General features: G+C 61.4%; 20 protein-coding genes. 8 read left to right on the forward strand and 12 right to left on the reverse strand.

The window, feature by feature from the left end:
• Positions 1 to 262: 262 nt before the first annotated feature.
• The 3 genes from yvcK to metG form a co-directional block, all read right to left on the reverse strand.
• Entirely contained in the window at positions 263 to 1,519 is a 1,257-nt protein-coding gene (gene yvcK, locus E7T06_RS00005) for a uridine diphosphate-N-acetylglucosamine-binding protein YvcK (RefSeq protein WP_136364004.1), read from the reverse strand.
• Between the two features lie 146 nt (positions 1,520 to 1,665).
• Positions 1,666 to 2,508 (reverse strand): RNase adapter RapZ, encoded by an 843-nt coding sequence (gene rapZ / locus E7T06_RS00010; protein WP_136363804.1) that lies wholly within the window; start codon positions 2,506 to 2,508, stop codon positions 1,666 to 1,668.
• Positions 2,509 to 2,860: 352 nt separating this feature from the next.
• Positions 2,861 to 4,897: a methionine--tRNA ligase gene (metG, locus tag E7T06_RS00015; RefSeq protein ID WP_136363805.1), complete on the reverse strand. Its 2,037-nt coding sequence runs from the start codon at positions 4,895 to 4,897 to the stop codon at positions 2,861 to 2,863.
• A gap of 516 nt (positions 4,898 to 5,413) precedes the next feature.
• Here metG and E7T06_RS00020 point away from each other — a divergent pair.
• The 3 genes from E7T06_RS00020 (at position 5,414) to E7T06_RS00030 (ending at position 8,787) form a co-directional block, all read left to right on the forward strand.
• Entirely contained in the window at positions 5,414 to 6,619 is a 1,206-nt protein-coding gene (locus tag E7T06_RS00020; protein ID WP_136363806.1) for an MFS transporter, read from the forward strand.
• A gap of 301 nt (positions 6,620 to 6,920) precedes the next feature.
• On the forward strand, positions 6,921 to 7,517 hold the full coding sequence (gene ruvA / locus E7T06_RS00025; RefSeq protein WP_136363807.1) for a Holliday junction branch migration protein RuvA: 597 nt from the start codon (positions 6,921 to 6,923) through the stop codon (positions 7,515 to 7,517).
• Positions 7,518 to 7,530: 13 nt separating this feature from the next.
• The gene (locus E7T06_RS00030; RefSeq protein WP_136363808.1) at positions 7,531 to 8,787 is read left to right on the forward strand and encodes a low temperature requirement protein A; all 1,257 of its coding nucleotides are present in this window, start codon (positions 7,531 to 7,533) and stop codon (positions 8,785 to 8,787) included.
• Positions 8,788 to 8,875: 88 nt separating this feature from the next.
• Here the strand turns inward: E7T06_RS00030 and E7T06_RS00035 are convergent, their stop codons facing one another.
• On the reverse strand, positions 8,876 to 10,732 hold the full coding sequence (locus E7T06_RS00035) for a hypothetical protein (RefSeq protein WP_240740762.1): 1,857 nt from the start codon (positions 10,730 to 10,732) through the stop codon (positions 8,876 to 8,878).
• A gap of 574 nt (positions 10,733 to 11,306) precedes the next feature.
• Between E7T06_RS00035 and E7T06_RS00040 the strand changes: the two genes are divergently transcribed.
• The 4 genes from E7T06_RS00040 (at position 11,307) to E7T06_RS00055 (ending at position 15,972) form a co-directional block, all read left to right on the forward strand.
• Positions 11,307 to 13,391 carry a protein kinase gene (locus E7T06_RS00040; protein WP_136363810.1) on the forward strand — a complete coding sequence of 695 codons (2,085 nt, stop codon included), beginning with the start codon at positions 11,307 to 11,309 and terminating at the stop codon, positions 13,389 to 13,391.
• A gap of 3 nt (positions 13,392 to 13,394) precedes the next feature.
• Positions 13,395 to 13,670 carry a glutaredoxin family protein gene (locus tag E7T06_RS00045; protein WP_136363811.1) on the forward strand — a complete coding sequence of 92 codons (276 nt, stop codon included), beginning with the start codon at positions 13,395 to 13,397 and terminating at the stop codon, positions 13,668 to 13,670.
• A 301-nt stretch (positions 13,671 to 13,971) separates the two neighbouring features.
• The gene (ftsY, locus tag E7T06_RS00050; protein ID WP_136363812.1) at positions 13,972 to 14,928 is read left to right on the forward strand and encodes a signal recognition particle-docking protein FtsY; all 957 of its coding nucleotides are present in this window, start codon (positions 13,972 to 13,974) and stop codon (positions 14,926 to 14,928) included.
• A 462-nt stretch (positions 14,929 to 15,390) separates the two neighbouring features.
• Complete coding sequence (locus E7T06_RS00055; protein WP_136363813.1) at positions 15,391 to 15,972, forward strand: CAP domain-containing protein; 582 nt, start codon at positions 15,391 to 15,393, stop codon at positions 15,970 to 15,972.
• A 129-nt stretch (positions 15,973 to 16,101) separates the two neighbouring features.
• Here E7T06_RS00055 and E7T06_RS00060 read toward each other — a convergent pair whose 3' ends face one another.
• From E7T06_RS00060 to E7T06_RS00095, 8 genes are all read right to left on the reverse strand, one after another.
• Positions 16,102 to 16,803 (reverse strand): ABC transporter ATP-binding protein, encoded by a 702-nt coding sequence (locus E7T06_RS00060; RefSeq protein ID WP_346763182.1) that lies wholly within the window; start codon positions 16,801 to 16,803, stop codon positions 16,102 to 16,104.
• Between the two features lie 17 nt (positions 16,804 to 16,820).
• On the reverse strand, positions 16,821 to 17,606 hold the full coding sequence (locus tag E7T06_RS00065) for an ABC transporter ATP-binding protein (RefSeq protein WP_136363815.1): 786 nt from the start codon (positions 17,604 to 17,606) through the stop codon (positions 16,821 to 16,823).
• Positions 17,603 to 18,541 (reverse strand): branched-chain amino acid ABC transporter permease, encoded by a 939-nt coding sequence (locus tag E7T06_RS00070; protein ID WP_136363816.1) that lies wholly within the window; start codon positions 18,539 to 18,541, stop codon positions 17,603 to 17,605. Before E7T06_RS00070 ends, E7T06_RS00065 begins: the two co-directional genes overlap by 4 nt.
• Before the next feature lie 156 nt (positions 18,542 to 18,697).
• Positions 18,698 to 19,672 carry a branched-chain amino acid ABC transporter permease gene (locus E7T06_RS00075; protein ID WP_136363817.1) on the reverse strand — a complete coding sequence of 325 codons (975 nt, stop codon included), beginning with the start codon at positions 19,670 to 19,672 and terminating at the stop codon, positions 18,698 to 18,700.
• A gap of 163 nt (positions 19,673 to 19,835) precedes the next feature.
• Positions 19,836 to 21,008 (reverse strand): ABC transporter substrate-binding protein, encoded by a 1,173-nt coding sequence (locus E7T06_RS00080; protein ID WP_136363818.1) that lies wholly within the window; start codon positions 21,006 to 21,008, stop codon positions 19,836 to 19,838.
• A gap of 178 nt (positions 21,009 to 21,186) precedes the next feature.
• A complete protein-coding gene (locus E7T06_RS00085) occupies positions 21,187 to 22,920 on the reverse strand; it encodes a DNA polymerase/3'-5' exonuclease PolX (RefSeq protein WP_136363819.1) in 1,734 nt (577 codons plus the stop codon).
• Positions 22,913 to 23,698, reverse strand: coding sequence for a histidinol-phosphatase HisJ family protein (locus E7T06_RS00090; protein ID WP_136363820.1), 786 nt, complete (start codon positions 23,696 to 23,698; stop codon positions 22,913 to 22,915). The genes E7T06_RS00085 and E7T06_RS00090 overlap by 8 nt, the downstream gene beginning before the upstream one ends.
• Positions 23,699 to 24,318: 620 nt before the next feature.
• Positions 24,319 to 25,350 (reverse strand): MBL fold metallo-hydrolase, encoded by a 1,032-nt coding sequence (locus E7T06_RS00095; RefSeq protein ID WP_136363821.1) that lies wholly within the window; start codon positions 25,348 to 25,350, stop codon positions 24,319 to 24,321.
• Between the two features lie 117 nt (positions 25,351 to 25,467).
• On the opposite strand from E7T06_RS00095, the gene argF reads away from it, so the two are divergent.
• Positions 25,468 to 26,532, forward strand: coding sequence for an ornithine carbamoyltransferase (argF, locus tag E7T06_RS00100; RefSeq protein WP_136363822.1), 1,065 nt, complete (start codon positions 25,468 to 25,470; stop codon positions 26,530 to 26,532).
• The last annotated feature ends 33 nt before the right edge of the window (positions 26,533 to 26,565 follow it).

The raw sequence follows: 26,565 nt of genomic DNA on the forward strand, positions 1-26,565 counted from the left end.
TCAAGAGTGTCTGTTTGATCCCCCTATTCTAAAGCTTTTTATTCGGAGCCCGTATGAGAGAGAGCGGAAGAGGACGGTTGTGGTTCGTTTCACTAGGTAAGTTTAGCGGAGAATGAGAAAGTTTAAGGGAGGAGAAGCAAGCTTGGTGGGGGTATTCCGGAGCTGTGCCAAGCCTGCAAGCGGCAAGAGCTGATGGCCTAAGTAGGGTTTCAATCAGTTCTTAGACCCTTAGACGCCTTACCCCCTCTGTCCCGCACCCTCCTCACGCCCCATTTCGGACGCGGGCAATTAGATTCAGTAATGCCGCTGCCAACGCTGCCGGATCATGGCGGGCTTGTCCATCTTGCAGCAGGGCGGCGCTGCGAACCCGGCCCCGCAGATCGCGGCTGGCCCCGGTCAAGTCCAGCACCGATGCACCCTCGGCGGCGTAGCGCTCGCGCACAGGCTGGGGCACGGGTTCGCTGTTCATCAGCACGCAGTCGGGCATGCGGCCCAAGTGCGCGGTGATGGCCGTCACGTGGTCTTCCAGCGTCAGGCCGGTGGTTTCGCCGGGTTCGCTCATCAGACTCGCCACGTACACCAGCGGCGCGGCAGAGTTGCAGACGGCCCGCGCAATCTCGGGAATAAGGAGCGCGGGGATAATGCTGGTAAACAGGCTGCCCGGCCCCAGCACGATCATTTCGGCTTCCTTGATGGCCTCCAGCACGGCAGGCAGGGCAGGCAAGTCGGGCGGATCAAGGCGCACTTCACGGATGCGGGCATTTCCCACGCTGGTCGCCAATTGGCTCTCGCCCCGAATCTCGCGCCCATCGTCCAGCATGGCGACTAGCGTAGTGGGCTGTGTCGTGGCCGGAAACACCTGACCGCGCACGCGCAGCACGTCATGAATGTCTTGCATGGCCGCGCCGAGGCCGCCCTGTTCTTCGCTCAGCGTTGCCAGCATCAGGTTGCCGAAGGTGTGCCCCTCGATGCCGTCGCCGCGATCAAAACGGTGCAGTAGCAGGCGGGCCAGCACCAGGCTGTCGCTGAGGGCCGCGTAACAGTCGTTCAGGTCGCCGGGCGCGATCATGTCCAGCGATTCGCGTAGGCGTCCGCTGGAGCCGCCGTCGTCGGCCACCGTGACCACTGCCGTGATGTTGCCCGTGTGGACTTTCAGGCCCATCAAGAGGTTAGACAGGCCTGTGCCGCCGCCCACCGTGACCACCCGTGCGCCGCGTGCCAGATGGCGTCGTTCGTAGATCAAGTCAACCACAGGCGTGCCCGGAGCCGTCCCCGTGCCGCGCAACAAAGAGCGGTTCAGCATGGCGATACTCCAAAACGCGCCGCCCAACGCCAGCACCATCAGGCCCACGCCCACTACGTACAGCGGCATCACTTCCGGCTCCATGAACCTGTTCAGCCACAAAATCCAGCGCGTGGCCGTGAAATGCAGCGGCCCAGTCCACGTAAAATGCAGGAATCCCAACGCCCCCATAAAGGTGCAGGCGGCAAACAGCGTCAGCCACCGCTTGACGCCCATGCCCGGAGACAGCCACATGCGGGCTTGACGTTGTGCGCGGCGGCCCTTTTGCAGTGCGACGGTGCGGCGGCCTTGAGGGACAGGAATTTGGTCTATTCCTTCCGCGCTTGCCTCCAGCGGCGTCCTGTTCGGGGGCGGCACGGTGGTCATAAATCCTCGTGCAGTTTCATGTCGCGGTGGTCGGTCACGTGGGCGTGCAGGTCGGCCAAGTCGGAGGCCAGCCGCGCCGTGACGGCCACGCTGCGGTGCTGCCCGCCCGTACAGCCCACCGCCACCGTATAACCGCGCCGCCCGGAGGCTTTGGCCCGCGTGGCTGCCAAGCGCACAAAGTCGCGTACCTGATCATAAAAGTCGTGCGAGGCCTGATCTTGAAACACGTATCCCGCCACATCCGCCTCCAGCCCCGTTCTGGGGCGCAATGCCGGATCGTAATAGGGGTTGGGTAGCGTCCGCACATCCACCACCAGATCGGCGTCACGCGGGGGCGCATGCTTGAAGCCGAAGCTCATCAGGCGCAGGTCGAATTCCTGTTCCAGCCGGAACAAACGCATCACCCGCTCGCCCAATTGCGCGGCACTGAGCGGCGTCGTATCAATCACGGTATCGGCAATGGCCCGCAGTGGGGCCAGCAGGTCGCGTTCGCGGGCAAAGTCTAGCATCAGCGACTCGCCCAACGGATGCTCGCGGCGGGTCAGGTTGTAGCGCTTCAGCAGCACTTCGGCGTTGGCCTCTAAAAACAGCACATGCAGGTCTTCGCGGCGGCGAGACAGGCGCACATAGCTGTCTTCCAGCGCCCCCAAAAAGTCCCGGGTGCGGGCATCGGTGCTCACGGCCACCTTGTCCAGCTTCCGCGCCACCGAGAGGTCGTGCATGGCCCCCCACAACTCTGGGGGCAAGTTGTCGGTAATAAAAAACCCCGCGTCCTCCAGCGTTCTGAGCGCGGTACTCTTTCCACTTCCCGACAATCCTGAGACGACCACAAACGGCATGCGGTCAGTTTACCCGGATTGGGGCGGGGCGGATGTGCGGCTTTGTTGCAGGGGGCGGCGGCGTGTGTAAGTGGCGTTGAAGGGGCTTGGTCTAAGGGTCTAGGGTCGAAGGGTCTGAGGCAAGAGCAAGAGCGTTGATAACGGGGGCTGAACATTCGGCGGTGAAAGGCAACCCCCCCAGTCTGCTTTGCAGCCAGCCCCCCTTAAGGGGAGCGCAAAAGCTTGAGTCCTCCCCTCTAAGGGGGGGCGTTGCGAAGCAACGGGGGTTCACCCACAATCCCAGTCCTCAACGCCCACAACAAAACACGGCCCACACGCTCAACACGCGGGGCCGCACCGAGATCAATACTCTTCAGCGAACTTTCGTGCCACTGGGCAAATCCAGCGTCAGGCCCACCAGATCTAAGTTGCCCTGATCGTCCTCTGCGGCCAGAATCATGCCCTGAGATTCGATGCCGCGCAGCTTGGCGGGTTTCAGGTTCGCCACCAAAATGACCTTGCGGCCCACCAAGTCTTCGGGGGCGTACCACTTGCGAATGCCGCTGACCACCGTGCGGATTTCATCGCCCATTTTGACGGTCAGTTTCAGTAATTTGTCGGCTTTGGCTACGGCTTCGGCGGCCAGAACCTCGGCCACGCGCAGGTCTATGCGGGCAAAGTCGTCTATGGAAATCAGGGCTTCGGCAGCGGCGGGCGTGTCGCTGGCGGCGGCGTGGGTGGGCGCAGTCTGTGCAGGGGCAGCGGGTTTGTTTTCAGCCGTTTTTTCTTCGATTTGGGTCATGGTCTGTTTCTCTTTTTTGGCAGTGGGGGCTGGGGGTTCGGTGGAGTCAGTTTTAAGACTCTCTGGCTTGGGAAAGAGAATCGGGCCACCCAGTACGCGGGTTCCGGCAGGCGTCAGGCCCCACGCTCCGGTGAGGGTGTAGGTTTGCCCGCCCAGTCCAAGTTGGGCGCGGAGTTCTTTGGCTTTGGCCGGAATCACGGCTTCTAGGCACACGCTCGCCACGCGCAACCCCTCTACAGCAGTGTACAGCACGGTATCTAGGCGCTGCTGGGTGTCTTCGGATTTTGCCAGCGTCCACGGCGCACTTTCGGCAATGTAGCGGTTCAGGTCGCGCACGAAATTCATGGCCGCTTCAATCGCCATATTGATTTTCAGGTCGTTCACCAGCCGCAAAATCTCGTTGGGCAGGGCCAATGCCGCCGCTTCTATGCCGTGTTCGCGCTCTCTGGGAACGTGTGCCTGAGGCACCACGCCGCCCCGGTACTTCTGCACCATGCTCACCGTGCGCGACAGCAGATTACCGAGGTCGTTGGCAAGGTCACTGCTGAGGCGAGAGACCAGAATGCCCTCGCCATACGCGCTGTCTGCGCCCAAAGTGGCCTCACGCAGCAACGTATAGCGAATGGCGTCGACTGGGTGGTCATGCACCAGTTGTTCGGGGTCTATGGCGTTGCCCAAAGATTTGCCCATCTTGCGTCCGTCTTCGGCCAAAATGTGGCTGTGAACGACTAATTTGCGGTACAACGGCAGGCCCGCCGCCCGTAGCATGGTCGGCCAAAACACGGCGTGTGGCTTCAAGATGTCTTTGCCGATCACATGCCAAGCCGTGCCGATCACGTCGGGCGAATGGCCCCGGCTCACGGGTGCAGACACGTAGTTCAGCAGGGCGTCGAACCACACGTAGGTCACGTGGTCGGCGTCCCAAGGCAGTTCTATGCCCCACGGCACGCGGGATTTGGGGCGGCTGATGCTCAGGTCGCCAATCGGCTCGCGCAGCATTTCCAGCACTTCATTGCGGTATCCGGCAGGCTGAATAAAGTCCGGGTTGGCCTCGATGTGTTCCAGCAGCCACGCCTGATATTTCTCCATCTTGAAAAAATAGTTGGCCTCGCGCCGAAGCTCTGGCGGGTCTTTGTCGCCGGGATAGCGCCGCACGCCGTCCGCGCCCTCTACGAGTTCCTTGTCGGTCACGTAGCGCTCTGCACCCACCGAATACAGCCCTTCGTACTCGGCAAAATAGATGTCGCCCGCGTCGTGAACCCGCGTCAGCACTTCTTGCACGTAGCGTTTGTGGCGGCCTTCGGTGGTGCGAATAAAGTCGTCGTAGCTGATCTCTAAGCGATCCCACAGCCCCTTGAAGGCCCGTAAGCTCAGGTCGTCCACAAAGGCTTGTGGCGTTTGCCCAGCTTTCGCGGCAGCTTTGGCGATCTTTTCGCCGTGTTCGTCGGTGCCGGTTACAAACTGCACTTCACGCCCCGACAAACGCATATAGCGGGCAATAGAATCGGCCAAGATCTTTTCGTAAACGTGGCCGATGTGCGGCGCACCGTTGGCGTAGTCGATGGCGGTGGTGATGTAAAACGCGCCCTTCTCAGCTTGATTCGTCATGGTGGCCTTCTCCCCGCCCGGCCCTTTCCCTGATGAGAGGAACGCCGGGGCAACCTAGTTAAGATACAAAATAAAGTCGGCTTCTTCGCGGCCCTGCCTTGTTTTCTAGGCAGAAGCACTAAAAAAGAGCGCCTCAGAGCGCCCCCGTTCCTGTGCCCAGCAGTATGTCAGGTCAACACCGCGTCAGGCCAGCCGGGGCATTCGCGCCAGCATTCGCCCGCGGAGCAGCAGGGGAGAGGGGCGGGGGTTCATGGGCCTAGTGTAGCCGAAGCCTTGCGCGGGGGAATGCGTCAAGTGGCGGAGACGTTCTATGACGGGGTGTCGAAGGGTTTAAAGGTCGAGGGTCTAAGGTGCTGGGGCGGGTTCGTTGCTGTGTGGAACGACCTTCCGCCCCCGCCCTTGCCCTTCTTAAACCCTTCGGCCCTTGACCCTTCGACTTCCCCCACGCCGTCCCCAACACCCGGACAAGGCTTTACCCAACACACCGCTTGACTTTTTCAAGTTAAAGTATCGGACATGACTCGTACCGCCTCCACTCCCACCGATGCCCGGCCTACGGCATCTGGCCCGCCCAGTGCGCTTCCAGACCGCCTCACCAGCCTGACTTTGTTGCTGCTGGCCGCCCTGACCATCATGTCGGGGGCCACCATCGCGCCCGCGTTGCCTGCGATGCAAGCCCACTTTGCCGATCAGCCCAACGCCAACTTGTTGGTCAAATTGGCGCTGACGATTGTGGGGTTGGTCATCGCCATCAGTGCGCCCCTGAGTGGCGTGCTGGCCGACAAATTTGGGCGTCGGCCCGTGCTGCTGTGGTCATTGGTGCTGTACGCGGTGGGCGGCGCAAGCGGCCTGTTTGTACAGTCGCTCGGTGAGGTGCTGGCGGGCCGCGTGATTCTGGGCTTCGCGGTGGCCGGAACCATGACGGCGGGCGGCGCATTGGTCAACGACTTGTTTTCTGGGCCTGCACGCGGCAAATTCCTGAGTCAGCAGGCGGCCTTTACTAGCTTTGGTGGCGCTGTGCTGCTGCCCCTCGGCGGGTTGCTGGCAGGCGTGGGCTGGCGTGCCCCGTTTGGCATCTACCTGATTTCGCTGCTCCTCATTCCGCTGGTGCTGCGGCTTCCCAAGGGCGTACCGGGCGGCGTGACCCCTGCCGAAGCTGCCGAAAAACCGCGCTGGTTGGCGGTGGCGTTGGTGTACTTTTTGGCACTGGCCTACATGGTGGTCTTCTATCTGATGCCTGCACAGGGGCCGTTTTTGCTTCAGGCGTTGGGGGCCAAACCCGCCGCAACCGGGCTGCTGCTGGGCACGTTTACCCTGATTGCCGCTCTGACTTCGCTGGGCTATTCGCGCTTCGCCGGACGGTTTGACCCCCGGCGCGTGGCTGCGCTGGGCATGTTGCTGCTGGCCGGGGGCTGGGGCCTTGTGGCTGTCGCCCACAGCATTCCCGCCGTTCTGGTGGGCCTGATCGTGGCCGGACTGGGCGGCGGCTTGGTCTTTCCTAACCTCTATGCGTGGCTGGCCGACCTGACGCCTGCCGCGTGGCGTGGCCGAATCACCGCCGGAATGAGCAGCGCCGTGTTCTTGGGCCAATTTCTCAGCCCGTTGGTGCTGGCCGCGCCCACCGCCCATCCTGCACAGGGTTTCGTGTGGGGATCGCTGGGCATCGCCATTATCGGTGCAGGATTGTTTGCTCTGAGCGTGGTAAAGCCCAAAGTCGCCTGATGACATTGTTCTATAGGTGGTCAGTGGGAAAGTAGAATCTCAACCGTGAAGTAAGTTACTGGAGTCAATGATTCCGAGTGAACCCCCCAGTCTGCTGTGCAGCCAGCCCCCCTTAAAGGGGAGCGCAAAAGGCTTTGTCCTCCCCTCAAGGGGGGGCGTTGCGTCAGCAACGGGGGGGTCACCTTCCAACTTTAAGTGGAGCCGCCTAGATCTGCTGAGGCCGCAATTCTCAACGCAACCGAAACTCATACTTCCGACTTTGGCCCTGTTCGAATCCCCGCGCCGCACTAGAATCTGACGTGTGATTGCTTACTTGAGTGGCGTAGTGCGCGAAATTCGTGAAGGAAGCGCCGTGGTGGTGGCGGGCGGGCTGGGCTACGAGGTGCAGTGCCCGGTGAGTACGCTGGGCCGCCTGAAAGTGGGCGATGTGGCCGAGTTCAATACCCGCTTCGTGGTGCGCGAGGATGCCCAATTGTTGTTCGGTTTTTCGGACGCCGATAGCCTGCGCCTGTTCGACCTGCTGATCGGGGTCAGCGGCGTGGGGCCAAAGCTGGGGCTGGCGATGTTGTCGGGCATGCCGGTATCGGCGTTGGCGCAAGGCCTGCTTAGCGGCGACGTGAAGTTGCTGAGCAGCGTGTCGGGCGTGGGCAAAAAGACTGCCGAACGGCTGGTGCTGGAACTTCAGAACAAAATCCCTGAGCATCTGGCCGCGCCGGTGGTGGGCGGCGTGAAAGTGATGCCCGTGAACAACAGCGCGGGCCGCGACGCCATAGACGCGCTGCTGGCGCTGGGATTCCGTGAGCAGCAGGTGCGCGGTGTGGTGGCCGAGTTGCTGGGCGCTGACCCCGAACAGACGGCAGACGCCCTGATTCGCAAAAGCTTGGGCCGGTTGCGATGACACGGGGACGGCGATGACGCACGGCCAACCGGATGACATAGATATTCAGAACAGTATCACTGGCTCCGAATCCGATTTAGCGGCAGGAAAAGCTGACGGCGACGCCCCCGACGAACAAAAGGTGTCTTGGCTGGAACTGTTCTTCGACCTGATTTTCGTGGTGGCCTTCGATCAACTCGCCAAGCGGCTGGGCACGAGTCCTACCGCTGAGAATATCGGGGTGTTTCTGCTGATGTTTACGGCGGTGTGGTGGGCGTGGGCAGGCAACACCACTTTTGCTGGGCGCTACGGCAACGATGGCCGCGCCTACCGCTGGGGCACGGTAGTTCAGTTGGTGTCTATGGCTATGATCGCCTTGTCCTTGCGCGGCGATGTGCAGGATACGGGGGCGCTGTTCGCAGTGGCGTTTGCCTTCAACCGCGCCGTATTGGTGGTCATGTACCTCGCCGTGCTGCGCCAGTCGCCCGAGGCAGTGCATTTTGTACGGCCCACGGCCATCGGCTTTGGTGTGGCGGCCCTGTTGTGGCTGGCTTCCGCGCTGTTCGCCTCAACGCCCTCTGTGCTGTTGGGGTTCTGGGCGGCAGCGCTGGCCGTCGATATCCTTACCCCGATCCTGATTCGCTCGCGCAGCCTAGACGCCTTGCCGCACCAAGCCCACCTCCCCGAACGGGTGGGTCTGCTGCAAATCATTGCGCTGGGGGCGGTGGTCACCGAGGTTGTAGAAGGGGGTCGCCAGCAAGACCTGACCCTGACTTTCTTGGCCCCTGCGCTGTTTGCCATCCTGACCACCGTCGCTCTGTGGCGGCTGTATTTCGATCAGCCCCGCCTTCTGCCCATTTTGTCGGCCCACAACGACTCTAGGGTGGGGGCGCTGCTGGTGTGGCTTTACGGCCACTTGCCCTTTACGTTGGGCGTGGTCATGTTGGGCGTAGGCTTTGGTCACGGCATCAGTCAGGTCGGAGAAAAAGACGCGGCCAACTTGCAACTCGTGGCGTGGCCGTTGGCCGCCGTGTTCCTTACACTAGCCGCCCAACGCTGGAACGCCGCCCGCCTCACCGCGCACCCGCCCTTAGACCGCAGCATGATCACCTTGCTGGTTGGCATGGTGGCAAGCGCCGCCCTCGCGTTCAGCACGCTGGATACCCAGCCCCTGCACGCCGCCGTCTTCGGCATTACGGGCCTCGCCGCCCTGATCGTGGCTACCGATCCCGGCACCCGCCGCTTGGGAGTGATAGAAGAAATTCGCGGTGGAGAGCAGGCGCCGCTCTAGACGGACTTTGGAACAAGAAGCGCTGCTGCCTAAGCGCAGTTGCTGTTCTTAGGCCCTTAGACCCGCTCTCTCAGGCACGGCCCAAACCTCAATTCTTGGTGTCGTAGGGCGCGTGCATGGTATGGCTCAGGTTGTGCACCGCTGACTTGTTCTGGAGTGTGCCGGGCAGCGTGTTCTCGGTGGGGTCGCTGGAGGGCGGCGCGTCGTGTAGGGCAGCGGCGGCCAGCCACGTGCCTTGGCGCACCAGCAGCAGGCTCAGGCCCGGTACGCGCACCACCAACAGGTCGTGCAGAGTGGCGGCGGGGTGTCCGGGCAAGACGGCGGCCAGTTCGCCTTTGTAATCCAGCCGCAGCGTCAGCGCACGCTCACCGCTCCGCAGCGTCACGGGGTCTTGGCCCAGCAGCACGCTCACAAACTGCCGGGCGTGGGGCAACTGCACCGATGTCATGGCTGCCGGCGGGGGCAACACTTCGGGCGTAAAGGTGGCAATATGCAGCGCCTGATGCAGTCCGATGGCCCGGTCGTCTTGCAGCCCCAGCCGCTCGGCAGCCGCACGCACCCCCGCCGCCGCGTTGGAAGGCGTAGAGCGTTGCAGACGTGATATCAGCGCCTCCACTCCTTTTTGAGCAAAAGCGATCAGCGTTTCTGAGGGTGCAGAGGCGTATTTCTCGGCACTTTGTGGGCCAAGCGCCACCGTGTCTACCGTGCCGCCGCGCATCAGTTGGGCCGCCGCCCGCGCTAGGCGCAAATTGGCGTAATCTTCGTCGGTGTCCAGCAGCAGCGCGATGGCCCTCGCCTTAGACGCCAGCCGCCCAATATCTTCTTCGGGGCGGCCATCTACGCTGAGCAACACATACGCGCCGCTGATAAAGGCCCGAATTTGGGCGCGGGCTGGCCCGATCAGGGTGCTGCGCTCGGCGGGCGGCAAATCGGTTCTGAGCAGCACCACATGGGGGCCAAATTGCAGTTGCCAGTTGCTGCCAATCGGTTGCCAGCGCAAATCCATGCCGCGCCAGTGGGCCGCTTGCCCGCCCGCCAAATGAATCACCAGTTGGTCTTTGCCGTCGTCGGGGGTGGGCAGGGCCGACTGAGTAGCCTGCGCGTAAAGGATGCTACGGCTGGGCGTGCCTGCCATCGTGGCAGTAGGGGCCGCAGTCAGCAGGTCGTCCAGCGTGCGCTGTAACTGCCGCGCCGCTTCCCGAATGGCGGGGCGTTCGCGGGGGTCGCGGGCTTGCGGGTACTGGGCACGCAGGGCGGCCACCAGCGAGGCGCGGGCTTCGGGGGCCAGCCGTTCGCGCTCGGCGGCGGCAATGCGGGCTTCCATCAGGTCTTCGTCGGGGTGGCGGGCAAACGGTTCTTCGTGAGCGGCAGACAGGGCGGTCTTCACGCGCAGGCGGCCTTCTTCGGTCAGCAGCAGATCGGCAAAACTGGCGGCCACATCGGCTACCACGTCCGGGTCGTGCAAGGACACGAGCGGGTCGCCCGCTGCCGGAACCGCCAAGCGCGTACCCACGCTGCGGCCCTCGCGTTCGGCGTTTTCCTGCACCGTGTACAGCACCCGCAACGTGGTTCGGTCGGGTTCGCGGCTCCACAATTGCGCCAATTCCAGCAGCGAAGTTTTGAGGCGGGTGTGCCACGCCATGCGCTGGAGTTCCTCCCAAGACTGGGATTCAGGGCTGTCGGCGCGGGCGGGCGCACTCCATTCGGGCACCGGGGTAGAGACTGGACGCGACAACACCGGAGCCGTATTGCCCGATTTGAGCAAGCCCCGGTAATGGCGGTCGCATTCCATCATGCGGCGCAGCAGCATCGGCTCGAGCGGAGCGCCCAGCAGCGCGTCCCGCAGGTCGGTCAGCGAGCGCCGCCCGCCACGCGGAACCCGGCCAGCCAGCGCGTCGGCGACCTTGTACTCATACAATTCCACCAGTTCGGCCCAGTACGTCACATCAGCAGTATAGAGAGGCCGCGTCACGTAAGTCTGTCGAAATGCGTGTCTCTAGGTGTGCGTGTCTCTAGGGGAAAGCCATCGCTCAGGGCGTTTGGGCGTCAGCACTGGTTATGAGTGATTCCTGCCTGATTGGGCAACATTTGATTTACTGAGCTGGAAGGTGAATCCCCCCGTTGCTGACGCAACGCCCCCCCTTAGAGGTGGGGACTCAAAGCTTTTGCGCTCCCCTTGAGGGGGGCTGGCTGCGCAGCAGACTGGGGGGTTTGCCCGAAATCTTCAACGCTTCGTCCCCGCCTAGCTCGGCAATCTCTTGAGGCTGCCTAGCCGTGCAGGATTCAAGAATTACAGCGTTCCAGAAGTCTTGACGGTTGAGCCTTATCGGTGGCCCTCTGTACTCCGCAGTTCTACAAGTCTCACCAGGGGAGAGGAACGAAGAGAACGCTGTACTGACGTTCAAATTCACAGTTGTTGTTTGCTGTAAGTTCAGCGCAAGGGCCGTCCGGTATAACTAGAAGGACATGACGCCCACTTTGCGCCCACTGCCCGCCCGATGCCTGACTGGGGGTGGCCTGTGAACCTGCTGTTGCTGGCCGCTCTGTTCGTGGTTGGTCTCCTGCTGACCGTGCGGGCCAGCGAGCGGGTTTTGGCTGTGCTGGTGGCTGTTTTCAGCCTAGCCATCGCTACCTTGATCGTTGCGTTGGCCATTGGCTCCGGCGACGGATTGCCGGGCCTAGACCGTGCCCAAGGCGTGCTGAGCGTGGTGGCTGTGCTGGTGGGCGGCGCGGCCTTCGTGATGGGTGGGCGTGGATTTTCTTTGTCGGCCCGGTCTGCGGCCAAACCCACCCAGCCTGTGCGGGTGCAGCGCACGGCCCCGCCCGCGCCCCCACCATCGCGCCGGGCCACCCTGACCCAAACCGCCACCGACCTGCGTTTTCAGGATTACGAAGTGATGGACAGAATTGGGATTGGCGGCATGGGCAGCGTATACCGCGCCCGCAGACGGCAAGATGGCCGGATCGTGGCCCTGAAAGTGCCGCAGGAAAAATACCTCGCCGACGCCAAATTCGTAAAGCGCTTCTACCGGGAAGCCGAAGTGCTGAAGCGGTTTAATCATCCCAACGTGGTGCGTGTGTACGACTACCGCATGCAAACGCCCGAGCATTACATCGCCATGGAGTTTCTAGACGGCGACAGTCTAGAGGCCGTGCTGGAAAACCGCACCATGAGCTTTTCGGAAGGCGCACAGGTCATCCGCGCCCTTGCCGACGCCCTGCGCCACATCCATATGCAAAACGTGGTTCACCGCGATATCAAGCCCGCCAACGTGATGGTCGTTAAAAATGCCTTCGTGGAGGGCCAACTGCGTGAAGGCGGCGTCAAACTCATGGATTTCGGGATCGCGGTGGGCAAAGTGCTGACCCGCCTGACCATGACCGGAGCGCGGGTAGGAACGCCGATTTACATGGCCCCCGAACAGGCCAAAGGCAACCGCGTGGACGCCCGCAGCGACGTGTATTCGCTGGGTTTGCTGGCCTACGAGATGGTGACCGGGCAAACCGCCTTCAAGGGCAGCTACGAAGCGGTGGTGCATCAGCAGGTCTTCGAGTCGCCCAAGCCGCCCAAGCAGGTGCGCCTAGAAGTGCCGGGCAAACTGAACGACCTGATCCTGAACATGATCGAAAAAGACCCCGCCATGCGCCCCACGCTGGACGAAGTGATGGCCCGAATTGATGCGGGCGTGCTGACCGACGAAGTGTTTTCTGACCCGGTGACGCTGGCGATGAGCGTGCAGGAAAAACGTGGCACGCTGCGTCTGCTGGACTTGAAAGGCAAATTGCGCGTCAGCATGCGTGATTTGGGGAGCGCGGAAGGCAATCTGCCCAGCCCGCCCAACGCGATGGCAGGCGACGCCGAGGGCAACCTGTACGTAACGTTGCTGGAATACCGTCAGGGCAAAACCGGGGCGCTGGTTCGCAAGATTTCCCCGGATGGGCGCGAGATTCTGGCGTTCGGCAGCTACGGCCTCGGCGAAGGAGAACTGCTGCAACCGGTGGGCATTGCCGTCGCTCAGGGCCATGTGTACGTGCTGGACGGCGAGGCCCACCACGTCAACGTGTACACCACCGATGGAAAATTCGTTCGGCGCTTTGGCGGGCGTGGGCAGGGCCTAGGCCGCTTCGAGCGCCCGCGTACCATCGTGGCTGCTCCGGACGGACATGTGTACATCCTCGACAGCGGCAACAACGAAGTGCAGCGGTTTACGCCGCAGGGCGAATACATCAGCCGCTACGCCTTCCGCCTAGACCGCAACAGCGAAAACCTGCGCCCACTGGACGGCCTCGGCATAGACGGTTACGGCGCGGTGTACATCGTGGATGGTGTGGCCCGCAAAATCCGCAAAATCGAGGTAGATGGCACGCCCGGCGTCACCTTCACTCTAGAAACCTTGGTGGGCGAACCCACCGACGCGCCTTGGCTGCTGCAAATCACCTCTGACGGCCAGATTTTCGCCGTGCGGCAGGGCGGCCAAGTGTTGCGTACCTTCTCGGGCGTGGGCGACCTGATCACTTCTAACGACATGTATGCGCCCGTGCAGTCGATGGCCCTGCTGACCCGGCCCGTGCCGACGCCTGTAGCGACTTCTACGCGGGCCTGAGCCGTGCTGCCCGACCTGACGCTCCCTGACCTGACCCTCTACAGCCGCCCCGGTTGCCACCTCTGCGAGCAGGCGCACGCGCATCTGCTGGCGCTGGACTACCGCTTTGCAGAAGTGGATATTACGAGCGATGCCGAGTTAGAACGCTTGTACGGTGACGATATCCCCGTGCTGGCCGCTGGAAACCGGGTACTGATCAAGGGCGTGTTCAGCAAAGGCCGCCTGAGTACGCTGAAGCTGTTGCTGCTGCGGGAAGCGCGGGAGAGGCAGTCGGGATAAATTCTTGGGTTATGGGGGAGAATTCAGAGTTGAGCCGCGTGTAACCCCCCAGTCTGCTTCGCAGCCAGCCCCCCTCAAGGGGAGCGCAAAAGCTGTTGTCCCCACCTCTAAGGGGGGGCATTGCGCTAGCAACGGGGGGTTCACCTTCCAGCTCAACCCCCAAAGTAGTGTCAAACTGAGCACGATTCGAAGACTGTTCGCGTCACAATTTGCAGAGCATTCCGGTTGGCTGCATCAGGCCGCGCTATCGTAGGGCCATGCTGTCTTCTCTTTCCCATCACACCCTGCTTGCGGTAAGTCTATGAGTTGGCTCGAACGTCTGCGCGACGGTCTCAGCAAAACGCGCAAGCAGATCAACGACACTGCCGGATTTCTCGGCAACGATGTGCGCGACGTGTTCACCAACCGTCTGGATACCATCGAAGACCTTGAATATGCCCTGATTGCCGCCGATGTGGGCCGCGCCGCCACCGAAGAAATCCTAGAGGACATCAAACGCAGCGAGAAACCCAATTTGCAAGAAGCGTTGATGGAAGCCCTGACGCTGCAACTGGAACCCGATGCCCGCCGCGCTGAATTCCGCAAATTGGGCTTTGCCCCTGATGCTCGCCGGGGCCGCGTCGACCCCAAAGGGCACGTGATTATGGTCATCGGCGTCAACGGGGTGGGCAAAACCACCACGATTGCCAAGCTGGGCCAATACTACATGAACCGGGGCCAAAGCGTGATGTTTGCTGCCGGGGACACCTTCCGGGCGGCGGCGGGGGCGCAGTTGGGCGTGTGGGGCGAGCGCCTCGGCATTCCGGTAGTGCAGGGCGCAGAGGGCAGCGACCCGGCAGCGGTGGCCTTCGACGGCGCGGCGGCTCGCACAGCACGCGGTACCGACCTGCTGTTTGTAGACACGGCGGGCCGCCTACACAACAAGCACAATCTGATGGAAGAACTGAAGAAAGTACGCCGCGTGATCGAGAAGGCCGACCCCGGCGAACCCAGTGAAGTCTGGCTGGTACTGGACGCCGTGACCGGGCAAAACGGCTTGCAGCAAGCCAAGAAGTTCCACGAGTCCACGCCGCTCACGGGCGTCATCGTCACCAAATTGGACGGCACCTCTAAGGGCGGCATCCTGATTCCGATTGTGCGTGAACTGGGCGTGCCTATCAAATTTATCGGTGTGGGCGAGCAGGCGGGCGACTTGCAACCCTTCGACAGTCAGGAGTTTGTGCGTGCCCTGTTCGACATAGACATTCCTAAAAGTTGAACAGTCCCAAAAGCTGAACAGCCTTAAAGCTGAAGGCCCGCCACGCCGAGCCTGCCCCGTCGCTTCCAGACAGGGCAGGCTTTTGTCAGTCTTGTCAGAGTTGTGTGCGAATCAGAATCTTCATTTGGACATCAGATTCAGTCGGAAACGCTGAAATGCTTGTGCCAGACAGATGATCTAGAACGCCGATCCGGGGCTGTAGGCAGAGTGTGGCAGAGCGTTGACCCAGAAAGAACTGTACTTTCAGCCGCGACACTCGCCGGAACCGGGGCGAGGCGGGGGGCGCAGTGCGGAAATGCCCCCATCCGGGTCATCAAAGAGAAGTTTTGTATGTTTGTAAGCTTTATGACGGGATGGTCATGTTAATGATCCGAGGTGTGAGCTGCCTGACAGCCTGTGCTTTCTAAGGTAGGTGTACTTCAACCGCACAGCATTCTCTCAGTGCGAAAAAGGAACACCCTCATGCTCCAGATCAAAGTTGCTCGCCTGACCGCCCTGACCCTGACCATCATTGGAGCCGCCGCCCTTACCTCCTGCGGTGGCAGCACGGCCCCCACTCCCGCTGCTGAGCCTCAGGCCAGCGCCCCAGTGGCTCCCAAAGCGCAGGACACCGGCAGCCAGACCATGAGCGCCGAAGAAGCCCAAGTGCTGCGCGAAGTGAACGCGGCAAGAGCTGTTCCCCGCACCTGCGGCGACGTCGCCTATGCAGCCGCCGCGCCCGTCGCTTGGAACGGCTTTTTGGCTGTGGCCGCCCGTGCCCACACCGCAGATATGGCCGCCCGTAACTACTTCGCCCACATTTCGCCCGAAGGCGGCACCTTGGTGACGCGGGCAGAAGCAGCCGGGTACACCACATGGCGCGAATTGGGCGAGAACATCGCGGCGGGCTACACGGTTCAGAACGTCGTGCAGGGCTGGATCGACAGCCCCGGCCACTGCAAGAACTTGATGGATCCCAAGTTCAAGGAAATGGGCGCGGGCTACACCTACCGCACGGGCAGCACCTTCGGCACCTACTGGGCGCAGGAATTCGGCACCCGCTAAGGCGGAACCGGAGCCAAGCAGTACCGAATCTGGGTTGAAGTTCAGATTCGCTTTGCGACAACAAATGGGCGCGGCAGTCCTGTGAGGGGGGCTGCCGCGTCCGCTTGTTTGGTCTAGGAAGCTGGAGTTCTAGCCGCCCAAGTACGCCTGCAACACCCGCTCATCGTTGACCAGTTCGGCGCTGTTGCCCTGCAAGGTCAGTTGGCCCGCGTCCAGCACATAGGTTCGGTGGCTGCTCTGCATCGCCAGCCGCGCATTCTGCTCTACCAGCAAAATCGTCACGCCCTGCGCGTTCAGTTCCCGAATGATGTCGAAGATTTCGCGCACGATGATGGGCGCGAGGCCGAGGCTAGGTTCGTCCAGCAGCAGCAGTTTGGGGCGGCTCATCAGGGCGCGGGCAATGGCGAGCATTTGCTGTTCGCCGCCCGACAGCGTGCCTGCCATCTGGCTGCGGCGCTCGCCCAAGCGCGGAAAACGGCCATACATCCGGTCTATATCGATCTTCACTTCAGCGTTGCTGCGGGTGTAGCCGCCCAATTCTAGGTTGTCCTGCACACTCTGGCGGGCCAGCACTTGCCGCCCTTCCGGACTTTGCGCGATGCCCAATTTCACGGCCTCATCGGCGGGCAGACGTGTAATGTCGCGGCCCATAAAGGTGATTCGGCCCGCTACCGGCTTCAGCAAGCGCGATACGGCCCGCAGAGTCGTGGTTTTGCCCGCACCGTTGGCCCCGATCAGGGTCACCACTTCGCCCTCGTTCACGGCCACGCTCAGGTCACGCACGGCCTGAATCGCGCCGTAGTTCACGCTCAGGTTCTCGATGCTTAGCAGCGGTGCTTTAGAATCGGTCATTCTCCTCCCAGATACGCTTCGATGACTTTGGGATCGCGCTGCACGCTCGCCGGGTCGCCCATTGCGATCAGTTGCCCAAAGTTCAGCACGGCCACGCGGTCACACAGGTTCATCACCAGCGGCACATGGTGTTCGATCACCATCACCGTCAGGTCAAATTTGTCGCGCACTTCCCGAATAAAGGCGGTCAGGCTGCCCTTCTCGGAGGTGTTCATTCCGGCAGCGGGTTCGTCCAGCAGCAGCACGCGGGGTTCGGTGGCGAGTGCGCGGGCAATTTCCAACCGTCTTTGGTCGCCGTAGCTGAAGTTTCCGGCTTCCTCTCCGGCCCGGTCAGACAGGCCCACCAAATCCAGCAGTTCCCACGCTCGCCGCTCCACCTGCGCTTCCTCGGCGCGGTTAGCCCCAAAAATCCCGCGCCACAGCCCGGCATGGGTACGGGTGTGTTGCGCGATTTTCACGTTCTCCAGCGCCGACAACGCCTTAAACAGCCGGATATTCTGAAAGGTGCGGCTCATGCCGAGGGCAGCTACCCGGTGTGGCGCGAGGCCCAATACGGGGCGGCCCTCATACATCAAAGTTCCGCTGCTCGGCGGTGTCAGGCCCGTCATCAGATTAAACAGGGTGGTTTTGCCCGCCCCGTTCGGCCCGATCAGTCCGAAAATCTCACCTTCTCGGACATCGAAACTCACGTCGTTGACGGCGATCAGGCCGCCAAACCGCCGGGTCATGTTGCGGGCTTCCAACACGGTTCTAGACGTGGGTTGAGGCACGGCAGCGGTCATAGCGTGCCCCCTTTGGCATCCGGCGCTGGGGCGATGGGCGGGCGGGCCGGAGGCGGCGATTTGCGGAGTTTGGCGAGTGCGCCCACGATGCCTTGGGGCAGATACAAGCTGGCGATGACCAACACGAGGCCGTTGATGACCAAGCGCCAGTCTTGCAAGAAGCGCAGGAGTTCCGGCACGGCGGTGAGGAGTGCGCCGCCCACCACTGGCCCCCACATACTGCGTGAGCCGCCGATCAGCACGAAGGCGAGGATGGCAATAGAAGCATCGAAGGTGCCTTGTTTGGCGTTCCAAGTGTTCAGGAACGGCGCACTCATAGACCCCACGATGCCCGCGATTACGGCCCCGATGACGAAGGCCAGCACCTTGTATTGGGTTGGCGGCACGCCCATCGCGTCGGCGGCCAGTTCATCTTCCCGAATGGCACGAAAGGCGCGGCCCACACGCGATTTTTGCAGCATGTAAGTAAAGGCCAGTACCAGCGCCAGCAGCGGCCCAAAAATCAGCAGGTATTGCCAGCGGTCTTGAAATCCGAACGCCTGCGGAATGCCGAAAATACCGATGGCTCCGCCCGTAATAGACAAATTCAGGGACACGACGCGCAAGATTTCGACGAAAGCGATAGTGGCCAGTGCCAAGTAGATACCCCGCAAACGCAGCGCCGGAACCCCCACGATCACGCCCGCAAGGGCACACAACAGACCTGCCGCCAGCCAAGTCAGCGGAAAAATCCCGTTACCCAGCGTGTCGCGCAGGCCCGCAAAGGCCGGATTGGTGAGCATGATGGCGGCCACGTACCCGCCCAGTGCATAAAAACCGGGACTGGCAAGGCTCAGTTGTCCGGCCATCAGCGGAAAATACAGGCTGAGGCCCAGCAGTCCGGCCTGAATCAGCGTGACGATCAGGAAGCCGTAGCTTTGGAGAAAGTCGCTCATGGTTGTCCTGCGCGTTGTTCTGAAATCGTCGTTGGTTTGAGTGCTGCCATGCCCGCTTTCCCCCTCTGCTGTGCAGGTTTAAAAGTTCCCACCTCATGCCCGAAGCTTTGAGGCTCAGAACGAAACCAACTCATCGGTGACATGAAAATCACCGAACTACACCTTCTGAATCAGGTTGCGGCCCAACAGTCCTTGCGGGCGCACCAGCAAAATCACGAACAGCAGCGCAAAGGCCACCGCGTCTTTGTAAGCGCTGTATTCGGCGGGCACAAAGGCTTCGGCCAGCCCAATGACGAGGCCACCTGCCACTGCGCCCGGAATACTGCCCAAGCCCCCCAGCACGATCACGGCCAACCCCTTCAGGCCGTACACGACGCCAAAATATGGCCCCGCCACCCCAAAGGCCGTGCCAACGAGCGTTCCTGCCAACCCGCCCAAAAAGCCCGACAGGAAAAAGGTGATCAGAATAAAACGGTCTACGCTGATCCCCAGCAGGCTCGCGGTGCTGGGGCTTTCGGCCACCGCCCGCAGCGCCTTGCCGACTTTGGTGCGCCCGATCACGTAGCCCAGCACGGCCAGCATCACCAGACTGACGGCAAAGATAATCAGTTGCACGGTGCGGATAATCACGATCTTTTCACCGATTTTGAAGCTCAGCGCAGGCCGCACCTCGCCGTAAGCATCGGAGGGAAAGTTGTAGATTTCTGCGCCTACGAGCAGTTGAATCAGGTTAACGATGACTAGAGCCACGCCGAGGCTGCTGACCAACGCCAGCAATGGATCAGCGCCGCGTGAACGCATGGGCCGGAACGCCAACCGCTCGATCAGCACGGCAACAGCCCCCGCCGCACACGCCCCCAAAATCGTAGCCAGCCCGAACATCACCGCACTGCCCGAAAAAGGCGAGCCATCTGGAAACAGGTTGATTCCCTTCAACAAGCCGTTGTTTTCGAACTGCCCCACCACCAACGTATAGGTAAAGTACGCGCCCAAAGTAAACACGGCCCCGTGTGCAAAGTTGATGATGCCCAAGATAGAAAAGACCAGCGTATAGCCGAGGGCAAAAATGGCATAGACGCTACCGATTGCCAGCCCGTTCATCAGGTTTTGTACAAATGAACTCAGTTCCATAGCTCTCCTTACTGGCCCACCAAGCTCATGTGTCTGAACCGAAAAGCTCTCAGATAAATCCTGTAGTTAACCGATATCCGCACTGAACCAACATTTAGCCGCCCACATTCAGCCCTGATTTTGCTGAATGTGGGCGGCGCTGACAGGCTAAATTGGGTTGGCCTTACTTGAGGAAGACGAATGAGCCGGTCTTGGCGTCCTTCATCTTAATCTGGGCTACGTAGAAGTCTTTTTGCACCACTTCGCCCTCTTTGTCGAAGGCAATCAGGCCTAGTGGCGTATTGTATTTGCCCACCAAGATTTGCTTGTTCAGTTCGACGCGCAAATCATCCAAGTCCCAAGTTGCAATCTTCTTCTTGCGGTCTACAGCGCGGAGAGCCTCCACAAAGACTTGCACGCCTGCATAAGCCTGCGCTGCAAACTGAGGTGGGTCTTTCTTGTATTGGGCGCGGTATTCCTTCACGAATACTTGGTTGGCAGCGCTGGGCTGCGAGGGGCTATAGGCCTGCGCGATGATGACGCCGTCGCAGAGTTTTTGGCAGACGGGGAACATGTTGGAAGTGTTCAGGCCGTTACCGCCGATGATGAGGCCCTTGTAGCCCAACTGACGGAGCTGCTTGACGAGGTTGCCGCCGTCGGCTGCGAGGCCCGACACGATGGCGAGGTCTACATCGGCGTTCAGGACGGCTGTGACCTGCGTGGTGAAATCGGTGTCGGTGGTCTGGAACTTTTGCACCGTGCTCAGCGTCAGGCCCTGAGCCTTGACCGTTTCCTGAAAAGTTCCGGTTTCACTGGTCGAGAAAGCGTCGTTTTGGGCGTACAGCACGGCTACTTTCTTAATTTTGGGATCGAGGCGAAGCGCCGTGCGGATGGCGTTGGGGGCCACTACGGCCACCGGAGCCGACACGCGGGCAATGTAGTTGCCGATTTGCGGCACGCCCTTGGCGGTGTTACTTGGCCCCAACACGGGCACTTTGGCGCGGTCGGCAATCGGGTCGGCGGCAAAGGCTTGCTGAGACAGCGTCGGCCCCACGATACCCACCACACGCTCCTTGGTAATCAGGTTCTGAAAGGCGTTGATGGCGCTGTTTTCATCGCCTGCCGCATCTTGAAACACCAGCTTGAAGGGCGTGCCGTTGATGCCGCCGCGTGCGTTCAAAAACTTCTCGGCGAATCTGGCCCCGATGACCTGTTCTTGGCCCAGCAGCGCGGTGTTGCTGGTTTGGGCCACCGCCACGCCGATCGGCACGGGGCTTTCTACTTTTTGGGCAAAGGCGAGACCGGCAGTGACGGCCAGTACGGCGGCGGCAGAAACCTTGAGCTTGGTTCGGTTCATTATTGAGCCTCCTGCACAACCCCCACACAGGCCAGGTTGGACACGCACGCACCTCAAGAGTTCCTTAAAGGTACGTTGGTTTTAAGATGCGTTCACTATGGTTGGAGACTCGGCTTAAGTCAAGCTAGAACGCACAAAATGGGTGTAGACGGGAAGATTGGTCACAGGTCAAATCAACCTAGGCTGATCGCGCTGCCCGCTGCCGCGCCACGAACGCCAGAAAGTCGGCCTGCCCCAACGTATTGATCACCTGTGCCGGAGTCAGCCCAGCTTTGCGGGCTACTGCCACGCCGTAGCGGGTGTCGGCAAGGCCGCCGGGTACGTGTGCGTCGGTGTTGATGGCAAAGGTCAGGCGCTCCCGCCAACGCAGCACGTCGCGCCAGTCCAGATCGAGGCGGTAGGCGTTGGCATTGATTTCCACGACTGTGCCGTTGGCCTCGCACGCGCCCAGTACGGCTTCCAAATCCATCGCGTACCCCGGACGGCGCAGCAGCAGGCGGCCTGTGGGGTGGCCCAGTACCGTAATCAGGGGGTGAGAGGCGGCTCGCACCAGCCGTTCGGTTTGCCGCGCCGCGTCCATCGTAAACAGGCTATGCACGCTGCCCACCACGTAATCCAGCGCCGCCAACTCATCATCGGGATAGTCCAGCGAGCCGTCATCCAGAATGTCCACTTCCGCCCCGGCGATCACGGGCACGCCCGCCGCCTGCAATTCGCGCACCTCCTGAATGTGCGCCCGCAGCCGCTCTAGGCTCATGCCGTTCGCGTAGTGCGCCGCCCGCGAGTGGTCACCTGTGCCCAAAAACTCGTGCCCCATCTTGACGGCGGCGGCGGCCATCTCGCGCACGCTAGACGCTCCGTCTGACCAAGTGGAATGGGTGTGGATCATGCCGCGCAGGTCGGCCACCGTGACCAGTTCGGCGGGAGTGGGCAGCGTTTGCCAGATCAGGTCGTGTTCGGGTTCGCGGTACTCGGCGGGCCGCAGGGTCAGGCCCAGTTCGCGGGCTACGTCCAATTCTATAGGCGTGACAACCAACTCGCCACCGCGCATCAGCCCCCGCCCACTCAGGTCAAAGCCACCTGCTCTAGCTGCTGCCCGCAGTTCTTCCCGGTACGCTGCGCCGCCGCCCATCATCAGATCAAGTGCGCCGCGTGCTTCGGCGGAGCTGTAGGCGATCTCCACAGGCACGCCGTCTACCCGCCCCGCCAGCAGGGGCTTGGTGCCAACGGGGGAGAGGGCTTCTACCCAGTTGCCCACCCGCGCCGTCACTTCTTCGGGTGTGGCAGTCACGGTCACGCGGGCGCTGTGAACCGTATCCAGCCCGCGCTGCACGTCGCCGGACATGCGGGCGTCCAAGTCGTGTAGGCGGGCGGCCAATGCCTCGGCCACATCCAGCCCGGTGCTGAGGTGCTGGCGTTCCTGAGCGGCCAGTGCAAAATCCACCGCTGCCAAAATCGTGGCGGCACTTTTGGCTCCAAAGCCTTTTAGGGCCGCGAGTTGCCCGTTGTGCGCCGCTTCCCGCAAGCTTTCCAACGAATCGGTTCCGGCGTCCCAGAGGGCGCGAATCTTCTTTGGCCCCAATCCGCGCACCCGGAACAGGCCCAGCACCCCCGGCGGAACCTGACTGGCGGCGTCCTCTAAGGGCGCAAAGGTGCCGCACTCGGCGTAGGCCAGCAGTTCGGCGGCAATACTTTTGCCTACTTTCGGCACGCCTGCAAACCCGGCGGCCACCAACTCGGCGGCGTCGGTGTCCAGCGCCTCTAGGCTACGGGCCGCGCTCCGGTAGGCGTTGGCCCGGAATACCTCTTGGCCCAGCAGCTCTAGCAGATCGGCAGTGGTTTTCAGTACGTTCGCCAGTTGCTTACGGTTAACGCCTGCCCCGGCCTGTTCGGTTTCATGCACGTTAGCCATGTCGCACCCGTCCCGCGTAGTTCACCACGCGGCCCCCCACATCATGAATCTGCTTGAGGGCGTCGGTAAAGCGGGAGCCGACTTCCTGTGGTTGGTGCGCGTCGCTGCCCAGCACGAAGCCGATGCCCCGGTCTGCGGCGGCGCGGGTCAGATCGGGGGCCGGGTAGGCTTCGCGCACGGGTTTTCTCCAGCCCGCCGTATTGAAGTCGAGGCTCAGGCCGCGCTCGGCCACCACGTCCAGCGCGTGTAGGGCCGCGTAACCGTCCGGGTCACGGTGACCAAACTTTTTGGGCAAATCCAAGTGTCCCAGCGCGTCGAAGAGTCCGGTGCGGGCCGCCCCTTCTATCAGCGCGTAGTAATGGCGGTAAATACTGCCCAAGTCGCGGGCGTCGTACTCGGCCACAAACTCCGGATTATCAAACCCCCACGCGCCGATGTAATGCACGCTGCCGATCACGTAATCCCAAGCATGCGCTTCCAGCACGCCTTCCACAAAGCTCTCCGTGCCGGGATGATAGTCGGCCTCTAACCCCAGCCGCACTTCCAGCCGCCCGGCAAAGGCTTCGCGGGCGGCCAGCACACTGTCTCTGTACTCCTGCAACTGATCCAACCGCATGCGCCAAGGCGCGTCGTACCACGCGGGCATGGGCATATGATCGGTAAAACAGACCCCGCTGAGGCCCGCGTCCAGCGCCGCCTGCGCGTACTCGGTGGGCGTGCCTGCCGCGTGCCCACACAGCGGCGTGTGCATATGCGAATCGAAGAGGGCAAGCGTCATGGGAACTAGGGTAGCGCAGATGATTTTGGAGTGGTTGCAAAACGGGAGACGCCGAACCAAGCTCTATGGGCTTCGGTTCGGCATCTATGCTGAGAATGAACTGAATACCTACTGTCTGGAAAGTCTGGCAATTGTTCCCAAAATAAAGAACATTGCTATCGCCCCGATGTACTGAAACTTGAATAGCCTCTCTCTTTTAGAGGGGTGATCAAGACTGACAAATAACTTAATGGCTGACACGTAGAGTAGCCAACCGAAATAGACTTCGGGGAAAGCTCCAAATATATCCAACTGCTGATTCCAGAAGCAGGATAGATAGTCTTCGCTAGTTTGGAAATCGGCAGAGACACAAGGGTAATTGTCTTGAAAATTTGCCCTGATGGCTACATATACCGCGACTGAAAACATTAACGATACTATCGCCTGAGTATTTGTTCTGGAGATAATGTAAAATATTGTAAAAACTGAAAGCGGAATAAGAATTGTTACGCCTATGTAGTTCGGGCTTGTCGACATTTAGTCTATGGCCTCAGATGCAGGACAATGCACGGCGTACTTCAGCTTCAAAATTGATGACCGATATGCCAATTGCATGGCCGAACGATACACCCTTTGCCCCGTTAATTTTCGGATCGCCTCTCCCCAGTAGGCTCACTCAGCCACCCCACCGGAAGCTCAGTAGCGGGAAAAATGGCCCGTGCTGCGGCTAAAAATTCGGGCCAACGCTCGGCACGGTAGCGGCGCGAGAGGTGCAGCAACACTAAGTTTTCCACGCCTGCCGCCCCTGCCAGCGCCGCACCCTGTTCTACGGTGGTGTGCTGATGCCGCTCGGCCAGCGCTGCGTCTTCGGGCAAATACTGGGCCTCCAGATACAACGTCTGCACGCCTGCCAACTTGGGGGCCAGCCGTTCCTGTTCGGCGGGAGTCAGCACAAAATCGGTGAGGTAGGCGAAACTCTGCCCCGGCGTGTGCTGAAGCAGGTGCGCCCTGAGGGCGGCGGCATCGTGTGGCACGCCGTTCACATCTAGCATTCCCTCTGCCCCAGCTTTCAACTGCGCCAGCCACGCGCCCGGTTTCAGGCCCAGTTCGGCCAGTGCGCCCGTGTTCACTGTGACCCGGCCCGCCTCGCGCACCACGTAGCCGAGGCTGACGCCGTGATGGTGCAGGGGCAAGGCTTCCACGCTGAACTGCGGCGTGTTCAGAATCAGGCCGTTGTGCGCCTGCTGCCCTTCGTCGTGTGCCACTTCAAACGCTTCGTTGGCTTCAAAGCGGTAAGAGTGAATGTGGTCTTCGTGGACGTCGTGAACGTGCCACACGCCGCCCAGTTCGGGGACATGGTTCCACCAGTAGCCCCGCAATCGGTGAGACAGAATGCGGGCCGTTCCCGGTGGCCCCCACACCTGATTCCCCGCTGTGGCCGCCGCTGGACGATCAAAAATGGCCCGAAACAGCGTGTCGAACCCGCCCACATGATCCATGTGCAGATGTGAAAACAGCACCGCGTCTACGGCCTGAAGATGACTGAACGGCACAGCGTCCAGCGTGCCCGCGCCGCAGTCCAGCAGCAAGCGGGTGTGGCCCTGCCCAGCGTCCAGCGTGGCCCACAGCGCATTGTCTTCGGCGGGGCGGCCCAGTACATCAACCTTCAACATGGCGTTACCCTAGCGGCCCACGGGCGTCAGGGGCTATGGGCCAGATCGCCTAATCTCGTCACTTGCCTGCAACTAAATGCAGCTAAATTGCATAATATTCCTGTATACTTCCCGCCTATGCCGAAGGACAGCAAGGCCACCACTACACCGAAACAATCGGGGAAAGCAGGCAAAAAGGCAGCGGCCCAAGCTACTGCAGCTACTGCTCAAGCCTCCGCGCCATTTCTGCACACGCCCGAAACGCTTCCCGCCCCCGTCTTGTCAGGCCGCGACTTCCTGAGCAATCTGGACATGAGCGCCGCTGAACTGCGAGTGGTCATGGACACTGCCCATTCTATGCGCCGGGGCGAGTGGCGCGGCGTGAAACCGTTGTCGGGCCTCAGTATGGCGCTGGTGTTCGAGAAGGCCAGTTTGCGAACGCGCACCACCTTTGACGTGGGCATGTACCAGTTGGGAGGGCATGCGATTACGCTCAGTAACGCCGAAATTGGCCTGGGTACCCGCGAGCGCGTGTCAGATGTGGCCCGCAACCTAGAACGCTGGGTAGACGGCGTGATGGGCCGCGTATACTTGCAGCAAACTCTGCATGAAATTGCAGATCACGCTTCTATTCCGATCATCAACGGATTGTCGGACATGCTGCATCCGGCGCAACTGCTGGCCGATTACCAAACCATTGAGCAGGAATTCGGCACCGACTTGACCGGCAGGCGCGTGGTGTACATCGGAGACGGCAATAACCTCGCCAACAGCCACATTCACATGGGCATCCTGACCGGCACAGAAGTCACCATCGTGACTCCGGTGGGCTACGAACCCAACGGCGCGGTGCTGATGGACGCCGTGAAGCGCGGCGCCAACGTGACCCTAACCAACGATCTGGGGGCCATCGCGGGCGCGGACGTGTTGTATACCGACGTGTGGATCAGCATGGGCCAAGAAGCCGAAGCCGACATTCGCCGCCGCGCCTTTCAGGGCTATCAGGTCACGCCGCAGATGCTGGATACGCTCGCGCCACACGGCATTTTCCTGCATTGCCTTCCTGCCCACTACGGAGAGGAAACCGTGCCGGAAGCCACCGAACACCCCAAGAGCCGCGTGTTCGATCAGGCCGAAAACCGCCTGCACGCGCAGAAAGCGTTGATGTATCACCTGTTGGGGGCGACGAAGCCGCGCTGGTAATGGATTTCGGTGAGTGGTCAGTGGTGAGTAGTG

It is taken from the genome of Deinococcus sp. Arct2-2 (assembly GCF_004801315.1).
GTDB lineage: Bacteria > Deinococcota > Deinococci > Deinococcales > Deinococcaceae > Deinococcus.